At 40.8% G+C, this 21,609-nt stretch carries 20 protein-coding genes; 6 read left to right on the top strand and 14 right to left on the bottom strand.

The annotated features are described in order from the left end of the window. Positions 1 to 545: 545 nt before the first annotated feature. From ACS125_RS10470 to paaA, 13 genes are all read right to left on the bottom strand, one after another. Positions 546 to 929 carry a PaaI family thioesterase gene (locus tag ACS125_RS10470; RefSeq protein WP_322005386.1) on the bottom strand — a complete coding sequence of 128 codons (384 nt, stop codon included), beginning with the start codon at positions 927 to 929 and terminating at the stop codon, positions 546 to 548. A 77-nt stretch (positions 930 to 1,006) separates the two neighbouring features. After that, positions 1,007 to 1,612 carry a DapH/DapD/GlmU-related protein gene (locus ACS125_RS10465; RefSeq protein ID WP_174753047.1) on the bottom strand — a complete coding sequence of 202 codons (606 nt, stop codon included), beginning with the start codon at positions 1,610 to 1,612 and terminating at the stop codon, positions 1,007 to 1,009. Further along, positions 1,599 to 2,564 (bottom strand): phenylacetic acid degradation operon negative regulatory protein PaaX, encoded by a 966-nt coding sequence (gene paaX / locus ACS125_RS10460; protein ID WP_000062822.1) that lies wholly within the window; start codon positions 2,562 to 2,564, stop codon positions 1,599 to 1,601. The genes ACS125_RS10465 and paaX overlap by 14 nt, the downstream gene beginning before the upstream one ends. 53 nt (positions 2,565 to 2,617) lie before the next feature. After that, a complete protein-coding gene (gene paaK / locus ACS125_RS10455; RefSeq protein ID WP_443271937.1) occupies positions 2,618 to 3,907 on the bottom strand; it encodes a phenylacetate--CoA ligase PaaK in 1,290 nt (429 codons plus the stop codon). Between the two features lie 40 nt (positions 3,908 to 3,947). Next, positions 3,948 to 5,156: a 3-oxoadipyl-CoA thiolase gene (gene pcaF / locus ACS125_RS10450; RefSeq protein ID WP_443271935.1), complete on the bottom strand. Its 1,209-nt coding sequence runs from the start codon at positions 5,154 to 5,156 to the stop codon at positions 3,948 to 3,950. Between the two features lie 12 nt (positions 5,157 to 5,168). After that, positions 5,169 to 6,707, bottom strand: coding sequence for a 3-hydroxyacyl-CoA dehydrogenase (locus ACS125_RS10445; RefSeq protein WP_443271933.1), 1,539 nt, complete (start codon positions 6,705 to 6,707; stop codon positions 5,169 to 5,171). Positions 6,708 to 6,709: 2 nt separating this feature from the next. Further along, a complete protein-coding gene (paaG, locus tag ACS125_RS10440) occupies positions 6,710 to 7,501 on the bottom strand; it encodes a 2-(1,2-epoxy-1,2-dihydrophenyl)acetyl-CoA isomerase PaaG (RefSeq protein ID WP_033850325.1) in 792 nt (263 codons plus the stop codon). Then, a complete protein-coding gene (locus ACS125_RS10435) occupies positions 7,501 to 8,274 on the bottom strand; it encodes an enoyl-CoA hydratase-related protein (protein WP_443271930.1) in 774 nt (257 codons plus the stop codon). The genes paaG and ACS125_RS10435 overlap by 1 nt, the downstream gene beginning before the upstream one ends. A gap of 8 nt (positions 8,275 to 8,282) precedes the next feature. Beyond that, positions 8,283 to 9,344, bottom strand: coding sequence for a 1,2-phenylacetyl-CoA epoxidase subunit PaaE (gene paaE, locus ACS125_RS10430; RefSeq protein ID WP_416696807.1), 1,062 nt, complete (start codon positions 9,342 to 9,344; stop codon positions 8,283 to 8,285). Between the two features lie 23 nt (positions 9,345 to 9,367). Next, complete coding sequence (gene paaD / locus ACS125_RS10425; RefSeq protein WP_078224502.1) at positions 9,368 to 9,868, bottom strand: 1,2-phenylacetyl-CoA epoxidase subunit PaaD; 501 nt, start codon at positions 9,866 to 9,868, stop codon at positions 9,368 to 9,370. Between the two features lie 16 nt (positions 9,869 to 9,884). Next, positions 9,885 to 10,640 carry a 1,2-phenylacetyl-CoA epoxidase subunit PaaC gene (gene paaC / locus ACS125_RS10420; RefSeq protein WP_111854823.1) on the bottom strand — a complete coding sequence of 252 codons (756 nt, stop codon included), beginning with the start codon at positions 10,638 to 10,640 and terminating at the stop codon, positions 9,885 to 9,887. Positions 10,641 to 10,652: 12 nt separating this feature from the next. Beyond that, entirely contained in the window at positions 10,653 to 10,943 is a 291-nt protein-coding gene (gene paaB / locus ACS125_RS10415) for a 1,2-phenylacetyl-CoA epoxidase subunit PaaB (RefSeq protein ID WP_000389648.1), read from the bottom strand. A 32-nt stretch (positions 10,944 to 10,975) separates the two neighbouring features. Further along, positions 10,976 to 11,914 carry a 1,2-phenylacetyl-CoA epoxidase subunit PaaA gene (gene paaA, locus ACS125_RS10410; RefSeq protein WP_443271925.1) on the bottom strand — a complete coding sequence of 313 codons (939 nt, stop codon included), beginning with the start codon at positions 11,912 to 11,914 and terminating at the stop codon, positions 10,976 to 10,978. Positions 11,915 to 12,178: 264 nt separating this feature from the next. Between paaA and paaZ the strand changes: the two genes are divergently transcribed. Then, complete coding sequence (gene paaZ / locus ACS125_RS10405; protein ID WP_443271923.1) at positions 12,179 to 14,281, top strand: phenylacetic acid degradation bifunctional protein PaaZ; 2,103 nt, start codon at positions 12,179 to 12,181, stop codon at positions 14,279 to 14,281. A 100-nt stretch (positions 14,282 to 14,381) separates the two neighbouring features. Here paaZ and ACS125_RS10400 read toward each other — a convergent pair whose 3' ends face one another. Then, complete coding sequence (locus ACS125_RS10400) at positions 14,382 to 15,572, bottom strand: MFS transporter (RefSeq protein ID WP_443271921.1); 1,191 nt, start codon at positions 15,570 to 15,572, stop codon at positions 14,382 to 14,384. Positions 15,573 to 15,675: 103 nt separating this feature from the next. On the opposite strand from ACS125_RS10400, the gene ACS125_RS10395 reads away from it, so the two are divergent. The 5 genes from ACS125_RS10395 to ACS125_RS10375 all read left to right on the top strand — a co-directional run bounded on the left by ACS125_RS10395 (position 15,676) and on the right by ACS125_RS10375 (position 21,599). Further along, a complete protein-coding gene (locus ACS125_RS10395; RefSeq protein WP_443271919.1) occupies positions 15,676 to 16,587 on the top strand; it encodes a LysR family transcriptional regulator in 912 nt (303 codons plus the stop codon). 257 nt (positions 16,588 to 16,844) lie between these two features. Further along, positions 16,845 to 19,484, top strand: coding sequence for a DNA mismatch repair protein MutS (gene mutS, locus ACS125_RS10390; RefSeq protein ID WP_443271917.1), 2,640 nt, complete (start codon positions 16,845 to 16,847; stop codon positions 19,482 to 19,484). Between the two features lie 61 nt (positions 19,485 to 19,545). Beyond that, the gene (locus ACS125_RS10385) at positions 19,546 to 20,076 is read left to right on the top strand and encodes a GNAT family N-acetyltransferase (RefSeq protein WP_238612422.1); all 531 of its coding nucleotides are present in this window, start codon (positions 19,546 to 19,548) and stop codon (positions 20,074 to 20,076) included. 344 nt (positions 20,077 to 20,420) lie between these two features. Then, on the top strand, positions 20,421 to 20,744 hold the full coding sequence (gene fdxA / locus ACS125_RS10380) for a ferredoxin FdxA (RefSeq protein WP_003650851.1): 324 nt from the start codon (positions 20,421 to 20,423) through the stop codon (positions 20,742 to 20,744). A gap of 132 nt (positions 20,745 to 20,876) precedes the next feature. After that, positions 20,877 to 21,599, top strand: a complete 723-nt coding sequence (locus tag ACS125_RS10375; protein ID WP_174727366.1) for a D-Ala-D-Ala carboxypeptidase family metallohydrolase — start codon at positions 20,877 to 20,879, stop codon at positions 21,597 to 21,599. Positions 21,600 to 21,609 lie beyond the last annotated feature (10 nt).

Genomic DNA, 21,609 nt, shown 5'->3' with positions numbered 1-21,609 from the left:
AAATCCCTTGTGTTTTCCGAGACAGCTACCTACTGGAACGTGTACATAAAACAGATTAAGAATGGGAAAAACCCTAATTAAATGCCAATACTTATTTTGTTTTACGCAATAGTTTTTATTTATAATCAAGACTTGAGTAGGTTTGCGTTTCCTTAATATCTTAGAAACTTTATAAGATTCTTCTTTTATAATTTTAACACCCACATTTAGATTAACTATCACATGAAAAGAAGTATTTTATTAAATAAATGGTAGTTTAATTATTAAGTACACCATAAAAATTCTAGTTATACTTAATTAGTTTTTTAATCAAATACTTGCCTTTAGAAAGTATGATAAAAAGAATAGAACATTTGACAGTTCCTTTTGGGGACTTGCATCTTATCTACCTGATTATTCTTATTGTTTATGTATTTTACGCTGATACTAAATTTAGATAAAAAACCGCTTATTAGCTTTTTTATTTTATAGATTTTTTCATCCCCAAGTTTTATGTGCCATCATTCCTTTAACATTTTTTATATCCAGTGCCTCGTAGCTGCCTATCACGGCGCAAGTCTGTAACAAGTAGATGTAAACAAAGCGACTCTATTATTCAAACCGTCTGTTATCACCACCTCATAATGCGCAAATTTTTTACTACTGCCGACCTTGGTTGCCGTTGCAAATAACACCTTATCTTTCGCACCGCTCATATAGCGAATATCAGCCTGTAGGCCAGTATATGGCGCATCCCCTGCATTACAAGCCATCGCAAAGGCAATATCAGCTAAAGAAAATATGACCCCACCATGCACGCCGCCCAAGGCATTCATGTGTTCGTCTTTCACATTAAGCTGACAACGCGCTTCATCAAAACTGCGATGCAGCACTTGAACACCCAATAGCTCTGCGAATTGATCAACCGCAGTAGTTTCATTTTTTTGCACAAACGTCTCCCTACTCGTGCGAGTATTCCTTAAGTTTTATGAACTCATGTGTATTGAAATCGACTTATGAATAGCGGTTAAACGCTATCTTGTTTAATCTGATAGTTTGAAGAACTAAAGTCTTTATAGGTCAGGCGGTCATCCAACTCTGAGCTTAAAGGCTGAACTTCTTGCATGGAGTTTAAGCAGCGCTGTGCAAGTTCAATGTATTCTTGCGTGCCTCTGGTTTTCCACTTTTTTTCTTGTTCTGATAAATCACGCGCAACCTTGGCCGGACTCCCCATTGCCAATACATTTGCCGGAATAATATCTTTGGTTTTGACTAAGCTATTTGCACCGATAATGGTGTTTTCACCAATTTCGGCATAGTCCAAAATTACGCTGTTCATGCCGACCAAAACATTTTTTCCAATGCGGCAACCATGTAAAGTTGTGCCATGCCCAATGTGCCCCATTTCCTCAACTAAAGTCACGCTTTGCGGAAAGCCATGAACGGTGCAATTGTCTTGTACGTTGGCATTTTGCTTAATATGGATACGACCAAAATCGGCACGCAATGAAGCAAATGGCCCCACATATACGCCCGCTTCAATAATCACATCACCAATTAAAACAGCCGTTGGATGTACAAAAGCCTCTGGGCTGACCACTGGAATAACACCGTCAATACTATAACAAGGCATGATTTAACCTCTCATTTGTCGCAACTAAACCTCCGAAACGGCGCCAATAGTGTGCTGTGGCATTTGGCATTGGTCCTTCTGCTGTTGCGGCAACAGACAAGAAGTATTCATCGGCAGGTTCAAATACTTTTTTATAAATATTCATTGATAAAGTTCGCGCACTAATCGCAGGCCAGTCAGTGGGCAACAACTCAAGCGGTAATGCAGGGTCTTTCAATAAAATTCGTCGATAATAATGAATCAGCAAAGTTCGAATTTGAAAGGCCTGAACTGGTTCGAGTTGTTCGTTTTCCTGCATCAGCAACACGCCAATTTCTCTAAAAATATCGAGAAACTGTAGATATCTTTGGCGCAATTCATCGATGGGCCAGTTAGTTCTGAGCATACGACCAATGGTATCGACTGAATTATTAAAGAGCTGCAATGTTTCGGCTTTAAACACCACCACTTGCTCACTCATATTTAAGTCAACCAACAAGCGTTGCAGTTCAATACGGTTACAACCCGGATAAGCCATTAAGTTTGTCGAAATATTGGCAAATCCTAACCATTCAAGTTCTTTCTTTAACAACGCTTTATTTTCAGTGTCGAGGCTAGACATCAGAATAAGATCCCAATAATGGTCCCACTCTTTCATCTGGTCGTTATAAATGCGTTGTTCGGCCTGCAAATAAGTCGAACGACTCGAATCGGTAATTCGATAAAAACTGGTTCTGCCAATTTTGTCTGAACATAACCAATCATTTTTAACTAAACGAAAAACAGAGGTTCTTACGGCACGGTCATTAAAACCAAACAGCTCTAATAACTGAATCAGGCTTGCAAGACTAATGTTTCCACCCCGATGAAGTACTGAATCTCCAAAAATTGTCGAAATAAGCGAAGTTCCACTTAAGGTTTCATTCTTTACAACAGAATCAATTATTTGCTGTATTTTTGCACTCATACTCATGTCTTGGCGTTTAGTTTCAGGGTATAGATTCTATACCCTGAATAATCTTGATGTTAAGCAATCTGACGCATATCGATTACCCGTTTTGCCTTACCTTCCGAACGAGGTAAGGTCGCTTCTGTAACAACTTCTACAGTAACGCTAATCCCAATCATGGTTTTAATGCGTTTCATCAACTCCTGAGCAAGTTGATTGGCCTGTATATTACAGTTATGACACATCTCTGTACGAATATGCAAAGTATCCATATGTCCTTTTTTAGTCACCAAAATTTCATAATTTGGAACTAAATGCTGAACTTGCAAAATTTGCTCTTCAATTTGGGTCGGGAAAACGTTCACGCCACGAATAATCAGCATGTCGTCGCTACGGCCTACAATTTTATCCATTTTACGCATTGCCAGATTTTCACCAGCGAGTAAACGGGTTAAATCACGAGTACGGTAACGAATAATCGGTAAACCTTCTTTGGTAATGGTGGTAAAGACTAGCTCGCCAAGTTCGCCATCTTTACAGACTTCACCCGTTTCAGGGTTAATAATTTCTGGGTAGAAATGATCTTCCCAAATAGTTAGTCCTTCACCCTCACCTAAGCACTGCATCGCAACGCCCGGCCCCATTACTTCAGACAAACCATAAATATCGAGTGCTTTAATATTAAGGCGTTCTTCAATTTCACGGCGCAGTTCATTGGTCCATGGCTCAGCACCAAAAATACCGACTTTTAAAGACGTATTACGTGCAGTACCAAATTGTTGTTCGAGCTTTTCAATAATGCTCACACAATACGATGGCGTAACCATAATTGCAGTTGGTTTAAAGTCTTGAATAAGCTGAACTTGCTTTTCAGTTTGGCCGCCAGACATTGGAATAACCGTTGCACCTAAGCGCTCGGCACCATAATGTGCACCTAGACCACCTGTAAATAGTCCATAGCCATAAGCAACCTGAACCATATCTTTCGCGGTTAAACCTGCCATACGTAAACAACGCGCAACAATGTCCGACCAAGTGTTAATATCTTTTTGGGTGTAACCCACTACTGTCGGTTTACCCGTTGTGCCTGATGATGCATGTAAACGCACAATTTGCTCTTGCGGTACGGCAAACATTCCAAACGGATAGTTGTCTCTTAAATCCTGTTTCGTTGTAAATGGAAACTTTGCCAGATCGTCTAAAGTCACGAAATCATCAGGATGTACACCTGCATCATCGAACTTTTTCTTATAGACCGGACTATTTTCATATACAAAAGTCAGGGTTTGTTTTAACCGTTTAGTTTGCAGCTCTCTAAGCTCTGCAAGTGTTAATTGTTCAACATTATCCGTTGTAAGGCTGTCCATCGCCTATCTCCTCATTATGTAATTTTTAAAACCGTCTGAATTAATTTAAATTTTCCAAAATCAGTGCGACACCTTGTCCAACACCCACACACATCGTGCACAGTGCATAGCGTCCACCTCGTTTTTTTAGCTCACGTGTTGCGGTAATGACTAAGCGAGTACCACTCATACCGAGCGGATGTCCTAGCGCAATCGCACCACCATTTGGGTTCACGCGTTCATCGTCATCTTTTAGACCAAGTTCACGCATACAAGCTAAAGATTGGGCTGCGAATGCTTCATTTAGCTCAATCACATCCATCTGATCTAGCGTTAAACCTGTTTGCTTTAAAATTTTCTGCACAGCAGGAACAGGACCTATACCCATATACTTGGGTTCAACTCCTGCACTTGCAATACCAATTACGCGTGCTAAAGGTTTTAAACCATGTGCATCTGCAAATTCACGGTTGGTAATTAACACACACGCAGCACCGTCATTTACACCAGAGGCATTTCCGGCAGTCACCGAGCCACCTTCTTTTTTAAACGGTGCTTTTAGTTTTGCGAGTGCTTCAAGTGTCGTTTCACGCGGATGTTCATCGCGATTAACAACGTTCACGTTTTTCTTACGGTCTATAATCTCGACTGGCAAAATCTCATCGTTAAAGAAACCGTTTTGTTGTGCCGCAGCCGTTTTTTGTTGGCTACGCAATGCAAAAGCATCTTGGTCTTCACGACTAATTTGATATTTTTCAGCTACATTTTCGGCAGTTTCCGGCATGCTGTCAGTGCCGTATTGCGCTTTAAGTTGCTTATTTACAAAGCGCCAGCCAATAGTGGTGTCATAAATTTCAGGTGTACGGCTAAACGCTTCGGTTGGTTTAGCTTGTACAAATGGTGCACGGCTCATTGACTCAACACCACCTGCCAACACAAACTGCGCCTCACCTGCTTTAATTGAGCGTGCCGCAAGCCCTACTGCATCTAAACCTGAGGCACATAAACGATTAACTGTCATCGCCGGAACTGTATCAGGCAAGCCTGCCAAGAGTGTTGCCATACGTGCAACGTTACGGTTGTCTTCACCTGCTTGGTTAGCACATCCTAAAAACACTTCGTCTACCGTATTCCAAGGTAGGTTCGGATGTTTATCTTTTAAATATTTGATGGGCAATGCTGCTAAATCATCTGCACGTACAGCACTTAAGGCACCTGCATATCGTCCAATTGGGGTACGAATAAAATCGCAAATTAAAACGTCTTCCATGTTGACTCCTGATTATGCAAATTCGGTCATATCACGTGAATATTGAGTAGCAATGTTTTGAGTTTTCGCTACATATTGCTTGAGGTAGATACTCGCGCGATATTTTTCCTCTCCATACAGTGCATATAAGTTATTTAAGGTTTGGAGCACATAAGCGCCGCCCATTTGTGTCAACCACTGGTAAGGACCCTTAGGATAATTCACTCCATATTTCATGGCATTATCAATATCTTCCAGACTCGCAACACCATGTAAACTTGCTTCGCAGGCTTCATTAATGAGTAAAGCGATAGTGCGTAAGGTTAATAGTGCCGGATGGTCTTTAATCCACATCACGCTAATACCAAACTGTGCAAAGTAAGCCTCAACTTTAGCGAGGTCACTTGCTTCACAAAGCTCGTTATGACTCAGTACTAAAGCTTTCGCTTGCTCAAAATCATGGTGCCAATCCATTAAAACCACTTTACGGCTTAGGTAATGAATATTGGCTGACTCACCTTGGCTTAAACGTAAGTCGATATCATCAATTTGAAGGATGTTGTCATCACTTGCAGATCCGCTTTTTAAACCTAAACGCGTTAAAAAAGCAGGTATCTGAGACCATGTCCCTTTGAGCTGAATATGGGCATCAACTGGTTTGACAGTCACAGCTTGAGGCTGGAATGTCTCGTACTGATTTTTTTCGTTATAGTTATAAAAGCCTTGTTTTGACTTACGTCCCCAAGCGCCCGCATCGACTAATTCTTTTTGAATTAGGCTTGGACGGTAGCGCGGCTCATAAAAGAACTCTTGGTAAACGCTTTGGGTCACTGAAAAGTTAACATCTTGTCCAATGAGGTCAGTAAGTTCACATGGCCCCATCGTAAAACCGCCACATTGCTTTAAAGCATAGTCTAGCTGGTCATAGCTAGTAACTTGTTCTTGCAGTGCTCTAAAGCCTTCAGCATAAAACGGACGTGCAATTCGGTTAACAATAAAACCTGGAGTCGACTTGGTGAGTACGGGAATTTTTTTCCAATTCAACATCAAGTTTTTTAAAGCCAAACATAAGCTGTTTGGAGTTTTTAAGCCTTGTACAATTTCAACCAGTTTCATGACTGGCGCAGGGTTAAAAAAGTGTAAACCCACTACGCGCTCAGGATGAGTAATACCCGCCGCAATTGCAGTCACTGAAATTGAAGATGTGTTACTTGCAAAAATGGTTTGCGCACTACAAATTTCAGCGAGCTGTTTAAATAAAGACTGCTTAACTTCTTTTTTCTCGACGACTGCTTCAATCACTAAGTCTGCATCACGTAGCGCTTCAACTTGATTCACCACCGTTAAACGCGCTAAGGCTTCATCAGCTTGCTGCTCTGTGAGCTTGCTCTTTTCAACCAACTTTTTAAACATCTGCTCCAAGCCGTGGGCGGCTTGTTGCGCTTTTTGAGCATCTAGATCATATAGAATGGTTGAGTGCCCATTAACGATGGCTAATTGAGCAATGCCGATACCCATAGTGCCAGAACCAATGACGGCAATTCGGGCACAAGATAAGTCTAAATCTGTCATGCTTAGCGCCCTTTAAAATTTGGTTCGCGTTTATTCATAAAGGCTTGTACACCTTCACGATAATCTTCTGAACGACCCGCAATGCGTTGCAAATCACGCTCTAACAGCACTTGCTCATCAAAGGTGTTGTTGCTTGATTGATGAATCGCCTTTTTAATGAGAGATAAACCAAAAGTAGGCTGTTTCGCTAAACGTTCTGCCAGTTCAGTGACTTTTGTTTTAAGTTCAGCATCTTCAACCACATCCCAAATCATGCCCCATTCTTTTGCAGTTTCTGCTGGGAGTTTGTCACCTAACAAAGCCAATCCCATCGCACGTGCATGGCCTACGGCACGTGGTAAAAACCATGTACCCGCAGAGTCTGGAACCAAACCTAAGCGGCAAAATGCTTGTACAAAGTTTGCCGATTTCGCTGCAATCACCAAATCACACGCCAGCGCAATATTTGCCCCCGCACCTGCTGCCACACCATTTACGGCGCAAATCACAGGCTTTGGCATATTTACAATCGTTTTAATCAGCGGGTTATAGTAAGTTTCAATGGAATATCCTAAATCTGGAGCTTCAGCATTTGGGTCAACTACACGGTCACCTAAGTCTTGCCCTGCACAAAAGCCGCGGCCTTCACCACTAATCACCACACAGCGAACATCCGGATTTTTAGTCCACAGGTTTAACACCTCAGCCACTTCACGGTGCATATCAACGTTAAAGCTATTCAGTGCTTTTGGGCGGTTAAATGTCAGATAGCCAACACCATTTTTTTCTTCAGCAATAATATTTTGATAGTCCATCACTCACCTCTAAACACTGGCTTTCTTTTCTCAAAGAAAGCATTAATCCCTTCGTTTCGATCTTTTGTGGCCGCCAGCCAGACAAAGTTTTGACGTTCAAACTTGAGTCCCTGACTTAAAGTCGTTTCATGAATACTTTTAATTGATTGTTTAATCACGCGAATCGCTAAAGGCGCTTGTTTGGCAATTTTGGCTGCAAGTTGAACCGCATATTCAACGGTTAATTCGGTCGGAACCACTTGACTGCAAATACCATGTTGCTCGGCTTGTTTTGCCGAAATCATTTCACCTGTCATGGCCCAGCGCATGGTGAGTTGTTGTCCAACCAAGCGCGCTAAACGCTGTGTTCCGCCTGCACCCGGCAACATACCCAAAGTAATTTCAGGTAAAGCAAAACGGGCATTTTCACCGCAAATCACCATATCCGAATGTAAAACCAGCTCAAACCCAGCGCCTAAGGCATAGCCATTGACTGCACTAATCAGTGGCTTACTAAACGCATCAATTTTTTGCCAAAGCTTCGGACGAATATCGAGTTGCAAAGTCACAGCGTCCATTGCAGCCAGCTCGCTAAGATCTGCTCCAGCCGCAAAACATTGAGCATTACCAGTTAAAACCACTGCTTTGACTTGAGCATTATGTTCAGCTTCTTCGAGCAACTCGCATAAATACTGCAATGTTGCATTGTTTAAAGCATTTCTTTTTTCTGGACGGTTTAGGGTTAATAATAAAACACCGTCAGCAGCTGTATTGGCTTTGATCAACTCTTGCATGACAGCCTCTACTCATCAAAACTCAAACGAACATTTGGGCCTTTTGGTAAGGTTTGACAGCTCAGCACATAGCCCTTTTCAACTTCATCTTTTTCAAGGCTATAGTTAAGGAACATATCGACTTCACCAGAAACAACTTTACAACGACAAGTCGCACACACCCCACCTTTACAGGCATACGGCAAGTCAGCCCCCGCACGTAAAGCCGCATCAAGAATACTTTCATCATCTTGAGCCACAGAAACAATCAGCTCACGACCATCTAAAATGATGTTTACTTTTTCTTCCTTACGGTTCGCATCCGCTTCAGCGCTACGTTTACGAGCCTGCCCTGTATGGAAACGTTCGGTGTGGATTTTTTCTTTTGCAATACCATAGTTTGGCAAAGTGCTCTCTACGGCATTCATCATTTCATCTGGACCACAGGCAAATACATGGTCAAAACTCGTTTCAAGCACATCAAAATCAAAAAGTTGTTTTAGCTTTTCTTCATCAATACGACCATTCATCAGCTCACTATCGTTGAACTCACGAGAAAAAATATTGATGAGCTGAAAACGTTCTTTAAACTGATCTTTCAAATCCATAATTTGCTCGGCAAACATGGTTTGTTTCCATGAGCGATTGCCATAGAGCAAGGTAAATTTCGCTTCAGGTTGTTCAAATAAAACTTGCTTAACAATCGATAAAATTGGGGTAATACCACTGCCCGCAGCAACACCTAAATAGTTTTGTCCGCCGATCTTGGCTGCTTTTTGAAAAAACACACCTTGTGGTGGCATCACTTCAAGCACATCACCCACTTTTAAATGGTCATTTGCCCAGTTTGAAAATTGACCTTGATCAATTTTTTTAACCGCAATACTGATGTCTTCTTTTGCCGCATAGCTACAAATTGAATAACAACGGCGGATTTCACCAGCTTCAGTTAAATGGCGAATGGTTAAGTGTTGACCCGGTTGAAATTGAAATTGTTCTTGTTGTTCAGGTACAACGTCAAATGCAATACAAATTGCCTGATCGGTTTGCGGTGTAATACTTTTTACTTTTAATGGTACAAATTGGCTCATGGCTGATTTCCTTATCTAAAGACTTAAATACATTTGAAGTAATCAAAAGGCTCAAGACAGTCCTGACATTTATAAAGTGCTTTACAGGCAGTAGAACTAAACTCTGTTAACAGTCGGGTATGTCGGCTTTTACAACGTGGGCACTCAACACCATCTTTTAAGTGAACGTGAGTACCACATTGATGCGCCAACCCTTCAGGTGGTGCAATGCCATAAACTTGCAGTTTCTTTTTACCCGCTTCAGACATCCAGTCTGTGGTCCATGCTTCTGACAAATCGACCATTACTTTGACTGGTGTCAAAGCTTCTGCGGTAAAGGCTTCAGCAATTTGTGCTTTCAACATATCTGTTGCTGGACAACCGCTATATGTCGGAGTTAAACGAACAATAATTTCTTGTTGATCGTTAATTTCTACACCGCGAATCATGCCTAAATCCACAACAGATAAAACCGGAATTTCAGGGTCACTTACCGTTTGTAGAACATCCCAACATTGGTCGATGCAATGACGAATCATTTGCATGGCTCACCTCCTTGTCTTACCAGGTCATGCCCGGATAAGTTCTTTGAATACATTGCATTTCAGCCAACAAATAACCTAAATGCTCAGTATGCAATCCTTGTTTTGCACCGCGGCGATAAGCACCGTTCACAGCAACGTTTAATTCAAAGCGCTTAAGCTCATCTGCAATGGTTTGGTTCCATTGTTCTTTTTCATTTGAAAAATCTGGAATCACGCCTTCTGCAACTAGTGCTTGCTCGTCTGCATTGAGTTCAAATAACTCAGCAGTAAAGCGCCATAAATTATTTAAACCGTCTTGCACACGTTGATGTGCTTCATCTGTGCTTAAACTTAAACGTTCCATCCAGCTTGTCGAAAAGCGAATGTGGTACTTCACTTCTTTTAAAGATTTCACAGCAAGGGCGCTTAATTCAGGAAGTGAGCTTTGCGCTAAAGCCGTAAATAAATGAAGGTGGTAATGGTCCATCAACCACTGGCGCACAATCGTTTGAGCAAAATCACCATTGGGTTGTTCACACAACAATAGGTTTAAAAACTCACGTTCTGTACGGAAATACGCAAGCTGATCTTCATCACGCTTAGCTTCATCATATTGACCAGCCAAAGTCAGAAAGTTTCTTGCCTGACCCAACAAGTCCAAACCGATATTTGCTAAAGCAATATCAACTTCAAGCTCAGGTGCATGCCCGCACCATTCAGCCAAACGCTGAGATAAAACCAGTTGACTGTCGCCAATATGTAATAAGAATTTAGATAAAACTGTATTATTCATTTCCATTCTCCCTTACATGTGCTCAATGCCATCTGGGATATGGTAAAAAGTCGGATGACGATAAACCTTGTCTAGAGAAGGATCGAAAAATTCAGCTTTTTCATCTGGCTGTGAAGATTTAATCAGTTCTGAACGAACCACCCAAATGCTAATTCCTTCGTTACGGCGCGTGTAAACATCACGAGCATGTTGCAGTGCAATCTCATCATCGGGTGCTCTTAAGCTGCCTACATGACGGTGGCTTAAGCCTTGTTTACTACGTACAAATACTTCGTAGAGCGACCAGTTGTTTTTATCTTCCATTTTCATTTCCTCAAATTTTTCCATAAATCTTGTTAAGCCACTTTGTTCGCTTCAAGCTGCTGCTTTTTTGCATAGACCACTGCTGCATCACGAACCCATTTGCCGTTTTCCCATGCTTTACGGCGTGCTTCGATACGCTCGTGATTACATGGTCCACGTCCAGCAATCACTTCATTAAATTCGTGCCAGTCGATCTCGCCAAACTCATAGTGGCCTGTTTCTTCATTAAACTTTAAATCTGGATCTGGTACTTCCAAGCCAAGCTGCAAAATTTGCGGTACGGTGTTATCGACAAACTTTTGGCGTAACTCATCATTACCAAAGCGTTTGACTTTCCACGCCAGACTTTGTGCACTGTTTGGAGAATGCTCATCACTTGGGCCAAACATCATGAGTGCAGGCCACCAGTAACGATTTACCGCATCTTGTGCCATTTGTTTTTGTTCTGATGTACCGTTTGCCAAAGCCATCATCGCTTCAAAACCTTGACGTTGGTGGAAACTTTCTTCTTTACAAATACGTACCATTGCACGTGCATATGGCCCATATGAAGTACGGCAAAGTGCAACCTGATTCACAATGGCTGCCCCATCGACAAGCCAACCAATCGCAGCGACATCTGCCCAAGTCAAAGTTGGATAGTTAAAGATTGATGAGTATTTCATTTTCCCATTAATCAACTTTTCCATCATGTCATCACGGTCAGCACCCAAAGTTTCTGCCGCGCTGTACAAATACAAACCATGACCCGCTTCATCTTGTACTTTCGCCAACAAAACTGCTTTACGTTTTAAAGTTGGCGCACGAGTAATCCAGTTCCCTTCAGGCAACATACCTACAATTTCAGAATGGCCATGTTGCCCAATTTGACGAATCAATGTTTTGCGATAGGCATCGGGCATTTCATCCTTAGCCTCGATCGTAATGTCATTGGCAATATTTTGTTCAAATTTCTGGTAGTTGTTTTCCATTCTTTCATTCCCTGTAGGCATCACCCTTAAATCTATTTTTCGATACACCAAAAACAAAGTCAACCTATTTTTTAGTATCAAATTAAATCCACCCACTAAAATCACATTAAATTATTGAAATAAGTAAATATTAATCAAATGTAAAAAACTTTTTTACTTTTAAAAATCAAAATAAAGTTGACTTTTAGACAAATTAATCTGAAATTATGAATCATATTTTTGCAATTTTTATAATTGATGTATCACATAAAAAGGAGTTTGGTCATGCTTGAACAAGCACACCTAGAAGGAACCACAACTGACACAGATTTTCAGCAGTCTGAGCATCAACTACCTCACCTTGCTTCTTATGTCTATGGAACATGGCATTCAACGAGTGAAGAACTACGTCCTGTTTACCATGCCATTACAGGTGAACCGATTTATGCCGTAAGTAGTCATGGCATTGATATGAAACGTGTTGTTCGATATGCCAAACAAAATGGTTCAGAACTGGCAAACTGGACGTTTCACCAACGTGCAAATGCTTTAAAACAAATTGCCCAACATTTACTTGAGCGCAAGGAAGAGTTCTACAAACTTGCTTATGCAACAGGTGCAACTCGTAAAGATGCATGGATTGATATTGAAGGTGGTATCCAGACATTATTTGCTTATTCAAGTCTGGTTCGCCGTGAACTCAATGACGAAAAAATTATTACTGAAGACAGCTGGATTCAATTATCTAAAAATGGAACTTTCGGCGCTAAGCACATTTTAAGTCCTAAAGCTGGTGTTGCAGTTCATATTAATGCTTTTAACTTCCCAATCTGGGGAATGCTTGAAAAAATTGCACCGACGCTACTTGCAGGTGTGCCATGTATTGTTAAACCAGCAACTGACGGCGCCCAATTAACTCAAGCTGTTGTAAAAGCCATTGAAGAAGCACATGTCTTACCAAAAGGTTCACTACAACTCATTTGCGGTCAGACTTATGACCTGTTAGAACAGTTAGGCCCACAAGACTGTGTGACCTTTACAGGTTCTGCCTACACAGGTCAAAAACTACGTAACCACCCTCACCTCAATAAATATTCAATTCCATTTAGCATGGAAGCCGACTCGGTAAACAGTGCAATTTTAAGCCCTGAGGCAAATGAAGAAACTGTCGATTTATTTGTGCGTGAAGTCTTCCGTGAAATGACCACAAAAGCAGGCCAAAAATGTACTGCAATTCGCCGTGCATTCGTTCCTGAAAATTTGTTAGCTTCTGTGCAAGAGAAGCTAACTGCCAAACTTGCTAAAGTTGTGGTGGGTGACCCGCAAAAAGAAGAAACCACCATGGGTGCTTTAGCGAGCATTAAACAAAAACATGATGTTGCAGAAAAAGTTGCCGAGCTCAGCAAAGACGCAAAAATTGTTTTTGGTGGCAACGATAGCTTTACATTTAATGCAGATCATCCTGAAAAAGGTGCTTTTTTCGCTCCAACTTTATTGCTCTGCGAACAACCTTTACAAGCGACAAATGTTCATACCACAGAAGCTTTCGGTCCTGTATGTACCCTTATGCCATATCAAAACATTGAAGAGCTTAGCGATCTTGTTTCACGTGGTGAAGGTAGCTTAGTGGCTTCAGTCGTTAAAAATAACGATGAGAATATTGAACAGATTATTCAAAAAATTGCACCTTGGCATGGCCGTGTGCATGTACTCGAGGCAGAGTCGGCAAAAGAAAGTACAGGACATGGTTCACCACTGCCTCATCTTGTACACGGCGGACCTGGACGTGCAGGTGGCGGTGAAGAGTTAGGTGGTATTCGCGCCGTTAAACACTACATGCAGCGCACTGCTATTCAAGGTTCTCCAAATAGCCTGACACAAATTACCCACTCGTGGACTGCTGGCTCGAAAGTTAACGAAGACCGCGTACATCCATTTAAAAAGTCTTTTGATGAATTAGTGATTGGTGAACGTTTATTAACAGCGCGTCGCACCGTAAGCGAAGCAGATATTGTTAACTTTGCTGGTTTAAGCGGTGACTATTTCTATGCGCATACCGACAAAATTGCAGCTGCCGAATCTTTCTTTGGTGAGCGTGTTGCACATGGCTATTTCATTGTGTCTGCCGCAGCAGGTCTATTTGTAGATGCAGCACAAGGCCCTGTGATTGCCAATTACGGTATGGACAACTTACGCTTTGTTGAACCAGTTAAAATCGGTGACTCGATTCAGGTTGAACTCACCTGTAAACAAAAAACACCTAAACCACAAAAAGATCCGTCTCAGCCTGCGCATGGTGTTGTGGTGTGGGATATTAAAGTTAAAAACCAACGCGGTGAACTTGTCGCAACTTACGACATTTTAACTTTAGTTGCTCGTGATTTATAAATAGAACTCAAACTGATGGATATTTAATTTATCCATCAGTTTTTTTATCTTACATTAGTCGTTGTTCTTTTAATGGATCGAAAAAATAGCAACTTTAGAGTTATGTTGGACAAAAACGTTTAGCCAGTTTCTTTTGCAGAATAATAACGAGAATTGGGAACCCTGCTGCAGAAATTGCACATATCATCAGTAACTTGTTTAGATTTTGTGGTGTCATGCCATGATCAGGTAATAAAAAAGCAGATAGGAAAAATGCAATGGTTGTAAACAGATACATGATTGAGGTCTGTAAAGAAGAAAATCCAGCTCTTTGCCTATCATCAGGAAACTGAATCGAAACCACCGAAGATGACACCAAACGACTATAAGATGCACCGAGAAATAAACTAATAAATAACGTTGCATGTTGATAGCCTAGAATAGGTATTAGCAAACTCAATATAAAGACAATGGTCGAACCTGTAGCCAACATCAAAGCCGAAAAACGGGAGGTCAATATCCCTGTAATTTTTGTAGATAAATAGCCCATTATGCCCCCGCTAAAAAATAACCAAGGTAGTAGGTCTTGCGAAGCGCCTAGCTGCTGTATCATTAATGGTGCCAGAATAGGAATAACCAGCATAGGACTAAACTGAACAAACGCATTACTGGAAGCGAACAGTAAAGTGTCCCTATCAAGAGGCAGCTTAGGGAACGTATTTAAAGAGACTGGGTCTTGGGGAATGATGGATACAATCAATGGCAGTGCCAACACACACAATGCACTTATGAGCCACAAAGCCACATGCCAGCCATAATGTGTACACAAAAATAAGATCGTAGGCATTCCGACAATGCTTACGATTGAAAATGACGCGATCACCGTGGCTAGCATTCTTCCCCGTAAGTTAGGTGGTGCGTTGTTTATTAATATACTTATACCCACACCCATTGTCGTACCACCAACCAACCCTGCACAAAAACGAAGTGCAAGTAGAAGACTAAAACTGGATATGCAGGTAGTCAAAAGTGTTAGTAGACCCAACAACGCTATATTGATAATTAAAAACCGCTTTTTATTGAAATGATCAATCCAGTAAAAAGCAATAATTCCCGAAAGGACGGCACCTAGTGTGTACATGCCGGACACATAGCCTGAGAATGATACTGGTACTGCGAAATCTGTTGCCATAAAAACAAAAACAGGATTGAACAACATATATTCCAGCGCATTCGTGAACTGGACAATAGCAATAACAATGGCTATCCGCATGAGAGCTTTATGATTAAATGTCTGCGTAATCGATGGCATAGCAAGCAACCTATGGATGAAAGATATCCAAGTTTAACTACTATCAATAGTGTTTATTACATGGTAGAAATGGCACTTATTATTATCAAATATAGGATAATTGATGCGTCCAGCTCTGGATTTTAATGCCCTGAAAGTGTTCATTGCTGTGGTTGAAAGAGAAAGTTTTGTTGGAGCATCGAAAATCCTTGAAATGCCGACATCAAACGTGAGTCGCTGTATTTCTCAGTTAGAAGAAAAATTGGATCTTCAGCTCATTGAGCGTAGCACCCGACATATGAAACTCACTCAGGCGGGGCAATTACTCTACACCCGAGCAAAACCATTACTAGAGGCACTTGAACAAACTGAGACAGAATTAACGTTGCGGCAAATGCAACTCAAAGGCCCATTACGGATCTGTATTCCCAATGAAATAGGTCCTGCATTGCTGGGTTCTGTTATTGCCGATTTCGCCTGTCAGTACCCAGACCTTGAGATCAGCTGTGTCACAAATTTATCAGGTTTCGAATCTCTGCGAGATGATCTGGATTTAGCGATTATTATTACCCGTGGTCAGATGGATAATAGTGACTACATCGCACGTCATCTGGTGACTATCCGTTGCACCATTGTTGCAGCCCCATCCCTCATTCAGCGTTACGGCACCCCGACTCATATCCAGCAATTTGAAGAATTACCCTGTATTACAACAGTAAGTGCACTCAAAGGTGCTCCTTGGCAGTTTGTGAATAAAAAGGGAGAATTCGAGACCATCAAGGTTAAAGGACATTATCGGGTAAACAGCGGAGAGATGGCAGGACAAGCAGCTGTAGCAGGTGTCGGTTTCGCAATTCTATCGAAACAAGCTTGCCAACCTTATATTAATGACGGTCGCCTAATCGAAATTAAGTTTGAACAAGCAGTAGCGCCATTGCAATTGTTTGCACTTTATTCAAATCGTCGTTACTTACCCGCTAAAACAAGAGCGATCATTGATTTTATGCATGAGAAATTGAGTGATAGTTCAAGCTGATAAGGTTATTTTCTTTTTGCTGCTTATTTCCTCGTTCATTTTAGGAATCCTTTTTGCCAATCAGTCTCAATTTGTTAAGATGGTAACCGTGAGAAATTAAGTTAAGCTCACACACTGTTGACTCAATTTTGACATAAAAAAGGTACACTAAAAGGTATACTTTTTTCTTAGATTAAGTCCAATTTACACAGAAGTTGTTAGAATTGGTTAGATGACCAAACGTAAAATATTATTGATTTTTTAAGGGTTTATTACGCATGAATAGCGCTGAAATCATGGCCGATCTCTCCACCCATACTCCAATGATGCAGCAATATCTCAAGGTTAAAAAAGACTATCAACATGCGTTGCTGTTTTATCGTATGGGCGATTTTTATGAACTATTCTTTGAAGACGCCCATTTAGCAGCTAAACTTTTAGGTATTACCTTAACCCATCGTGGTAAAGCAAACGGCAACCCGATTCCAATGGCAGGCGTTCCCTATCATTCAGCAGAAGGTTATCTTGCACGTCTTGTCAAAGCTGGGCGAACTGTAGCCATTTGCGAACAAGTGGGAGAAGTGACAGGTAAAGGTCCGGTTGATCGTAAAGTTGTTCGTATTCTTACACCTGGCACTTTAACTGATGATGCTTTACTCAGCAGTTATCAATCGTCTAATCTCGTTTCATTATGCATTCATCAAAACCAGATTGGTTTCGCGTTACTCGACTTAAGTGCAGGCATTTTTAAAGTTCAACAACAAGATTACAAGCCTGAACAATTGCCTATTGAACTTGCGCGTTTAATGCCAAGTGAAATATTGATTGATGAAGACTTGGTCGATACAAATATTATCGAGCAAATTAAAAAACACTTAGAATGCCCTGTTACCAAACGTCCAAATGTAGACTTCAATCTAAATAACGCACAAAAAACTTTATGTGATCAGTTTACGGTATCAACACTTTCAGGTTTTGGTTTAGACCCATTACCTTTAGCTAAAGCTGCTGCCGCTGCACTCATTCACTATGCAAAAGAAACCCAAAAAACTGCATTACCACATATCCGTTCAATTCAGCTTGAACAAAGTACAGACTTTATTGCGCTCGACCCAATCACGCGCCGTAATCTAGAAATTATCGAGCCATTGTTTGAACATGGAACATCATTATTCCAACTGGTAAATGATTGCCAAACTGCAATGGGTGGCCGTTTATTAAGCCGCACACTCATGCAACCTGTTCGTGATACGGCCTTACTCGATGCTCGTTTAGATGCGATTGAGCAACTCATTCAAGGCTACCATGAAAGTCCTCTTCGTTTAGTTCTTAAAGAAATTGGTGATATTGAGCGTGTGCTTAGCCGTGTAGCATTGGGCAGTGCGCGACCACGCGATTTAGTGCAGCTCCGTCACGCTTGTGCACAAATTCCAGCTTTAAGAACAACGCTAACTCCAGTCATTCAAGCGAAAAAATCAAAACTATTAGTTCAACTTGATCAAGAACTTGGAGATTTTAAAGCGCTTCATCATCATTTGATGGCAGCAATTGTTGAGAATCCGCCAGTATTACTTCGTGATGGCAATGTAATTGCAGAAGGATATGATGCTGATCTCGATGAATTACGCCAAATTCGCGATCATGCAGGTCAGTTCCTAATTGATTTAGAAATCAAAGAACGCGAGCGCACAGGTATTAACACCCTTAAAATCGGCTATAACCGTGTAAGTGGTTACTACATTGAACTGACTCGTGCTCAAGCAGAACAAGCCCCTGCTGACTATATTCGCCGTCAAACATTAAAAAATGCTGAGCGCTACATTACGCCAGAGCTAAAAAGTTTTGAAGATAAAGTTCTGTCGAGCGAGTCGCGCGCATTAGCACGTGAAAAAGCATTATTCGAAGCTTTACTTGAAAATCTGCGCGAAAATATTGCTCATCTTCAAATGATGAGTTCAGCAATTGCTCAAATTGATGTGGTGGCAAACTTTGCTCATCAAGCACGTTTAAATAATTGGGCACGTCCTGAATTTACCCCAGAAACAGGCATTAAAATTCAGGCAGGTCGTCACCCTGTGGTTGAAGCATTAAATAAAGCTCCATTTACCCCAAATGATACTTTCCTTGATGCTCAGCACCGTATGGCAATTATTACCGGTCCAAACATGGGCGGTAAATCAACCTTCATGCGTCAAACAGCATTAATTAGTTTGCTTGCTTATTGTGGTAGCTATGTTCCTGCTAAAGCAGCCAAGCTTGGTCCAATTGACCGAATTTTCACTCGTATTGGTTCAGCCGATGACTTATCTACAGGCAAATCTACCTTTATGGTTGAGATGACAGAAACTTCGCAAATTCTGCATCATGCGACCAATCAATCGCTTGTTTTAATGGATGAAGTTGGCCGCGGAACCAGTACATATGACGGTTTATCTTTAGCTTGGGCTTGCGTAGTTGATTTAACGAAGCGCATAAAATGTTTATGTCTCTTTGCCACTCATTATTTTGAGTTGACTGAACTTGGTAGTGAAGCAGGTATTGATAACTATCATGTGACGGCGCAAGAGCTAAACGGCAATTTGATTTTATTGCATAAAGTTCAGCAAGGCCCTGCGAGTCAAAGTCATGGTTTACAAGTTGCAAAATTAGCGGGTATTCCTGCCAATGTTATTAAAGAAGCGCAGAAGCGTTTGCGTATCTTAGAAAAACAGCAGCAGCAACATCTACAAACCAGCTTTCAAAATGATTTGTTTGCTCCACCAGATGCAAACACTGGTTCACAAATTATAGAAAAAGTTGTCGAGATCGAAGTTTCATCCCCAGCTCTAGATTTACTTAAGCAAATTGAAGTCGATAACTTATCGCCTCGTCAGGCACTTGAACAACTCTATGAGCTGAAAGCTGCACTCAAATCTTAATAAATCACGCCTGAATAAGCAGGCTTCGGTCTGCTTATTCATATTGGAGAATAATATTTATATGATCTTAAGATCTTTGCAATATTCAGAAATCGATCTTATTTGGCAGCAAATTAGCCGCCGTGAATTAATTACTCAAAACTACATACAAAAACAGCAACATCTAGACTTAGTTGATTGTTTTTTTGATGTACAACATTGGGACGCATATCATCTAGAAAATGACCCACCTAAACTGAAACAACTCTTTGAGCAAGGTTCAATATTTGTCGGCGCATTTGATGCTTCTGAAAAACTCGTTGGTGTAAGTGTAGTCTCAAATCAACTTATAGTGGATTACCCTCACGCAAAGTTACTCCACTATTTCTATGTCGATGCAGACCAGCAAGGTCAAGGTATTGGTGCTAAGCTTATGCAAGCCGCAAAAGAGTCCGCTAAGCAACTCGGTGCAAAACAACTGTATATTTCAGCAACCCCAAGTCGGCGCACTGTAGACTTCTATATGAAGCATGGAGCACAACCTTTAAGTGCTCCAGATCAACAACTTTGGCAGCTCGAACCTGAAGATATTCATTTAATGTGTAACGTTTAACTCTCAAGATTTAAGGATTTTTAGCTAAAAAAGCTGAAAATCAAAATTTGTAAAAGAAAAAATGAAAAGTTAAGGCATTTATTAAAATAGATGCCTTGACTCAAATGACATCTAAATAATTAAATAAAATATTTTTTAAGTTATTGTTTTATAAAATATATTATTATTTTAATTTTATAGATTCGCAGTTCCTAAGGCTCGAAGATCTGTTTGATTATCAACGCATTAACTTATCTTCATATGCATGAATAAAGAATATCAATAAAAGCAATTGTTTGTTTACCCCTTTTTTGCCTAAAATAAGCTATTCGAAATGAAACCATATTTTTTAGGTAGCTGTCGCCATGACCTTTGTTGTCACTGAAAATTGTATTAAATGTAAATACCAAGATTGCGTAGAAGTTTGTCCTGTTGACTGTTTTTACGAAGGTCCGAATTTCCTAGTGATTAATCCGGATGAATGTATTGACTGTGCATTATGTGAACCAGAGTGCCCGGCAAATGCAATTTTCTCTGAAGATGAGTTACCAGAAGGTCAGGAAGTATTTATTGAATTAAATGCTGATCTATCTCAAAAATGGCCTAACATTACGCAAATTGGTGATCAACCAGCTGACCGTGAAGAATGGAATGGCAAACCTGATAAATTACAATATCTTGAAAAGTAATTTCAAAAAAAAGATCAGCAACCGCTGATCTTTTTTATACCCTATTCAAACATTTCATTGCAAATTCCTCGTAATTTGTGCACTATTTTGCATTAAAATAGCCGCAATATTTATAAGTGCTTAATTTTTCTTATGCGGAAGTTTTTGCAGAGTATGGTTCCCTTATGCATAATCCCAGCGGTTATGATAGGTTGTGCCAGCTCTCCCCAACACACAACAACAGGCAAAACCTCTCCAAGTGGTAAACGAATCTTTATTCCACAAGAGCGCGTTATTATCGAGCGCCCGATCCCCCCTAAAGTTGAGCCTGCGTCTTATCGAGGCTGGTTAGGTTCTGGTGAAAATTACCAACGTGTTCGTGAATACGAAAATTTCTTAACCCGAAACAACGTCGCAGGCATTGTGCCAAGTTTTGAGTTATTACGCTCAGCACGTGATTGGCAAAAATGTGGACGCTCAGAATATGCCGTGCCTAATCGCGAACTTTGGGGCAATTCTTTATCGACCCTACGCGTATTTAAATATTTAGTAGCAGCAAAAGTTCTAACCGACTTTGAAGTAACCTCGGTTTACCGTGACTTACCTTTAAATGAATGTGCTGGTGGCGCAAGCTCATCTAAACATTTATTTAATTCGGCAATCGATTTCCGTATTGGCCCTGAGTTCCCACAAGCTCAAGATTATGCATTTATCGAAAATACCAAGTTTAAACTTTGTCAGTTCTGGGCTCAGCATGGTCAAAGCTTAAATATGGGTATTGGATTATATAGCTCTGGGCAAATTCATATTGATACTCAAGGCTATCGCACTTGGGGACCAGACCTCACCCGAAACAGTTCGATGTGTAATTTTTAAATTAAAAAAC

The sequence above is a fragment of the Acinetobacter sp. PFS20 genome, from assembly GCF_052261015.1.
In the GTDB taxonomy this organism is placed as follows: Bacteria; Pseudomonadota; Gammaproteobacteria; order Pseudomonadales; family Moraxellaceae; genus Acinetobacter.
The sequence above is the reverse complement of the archived record's forward strand: the minus strand, read 5'-3'. Positions and strand labels throughout refer to the sequence as shown.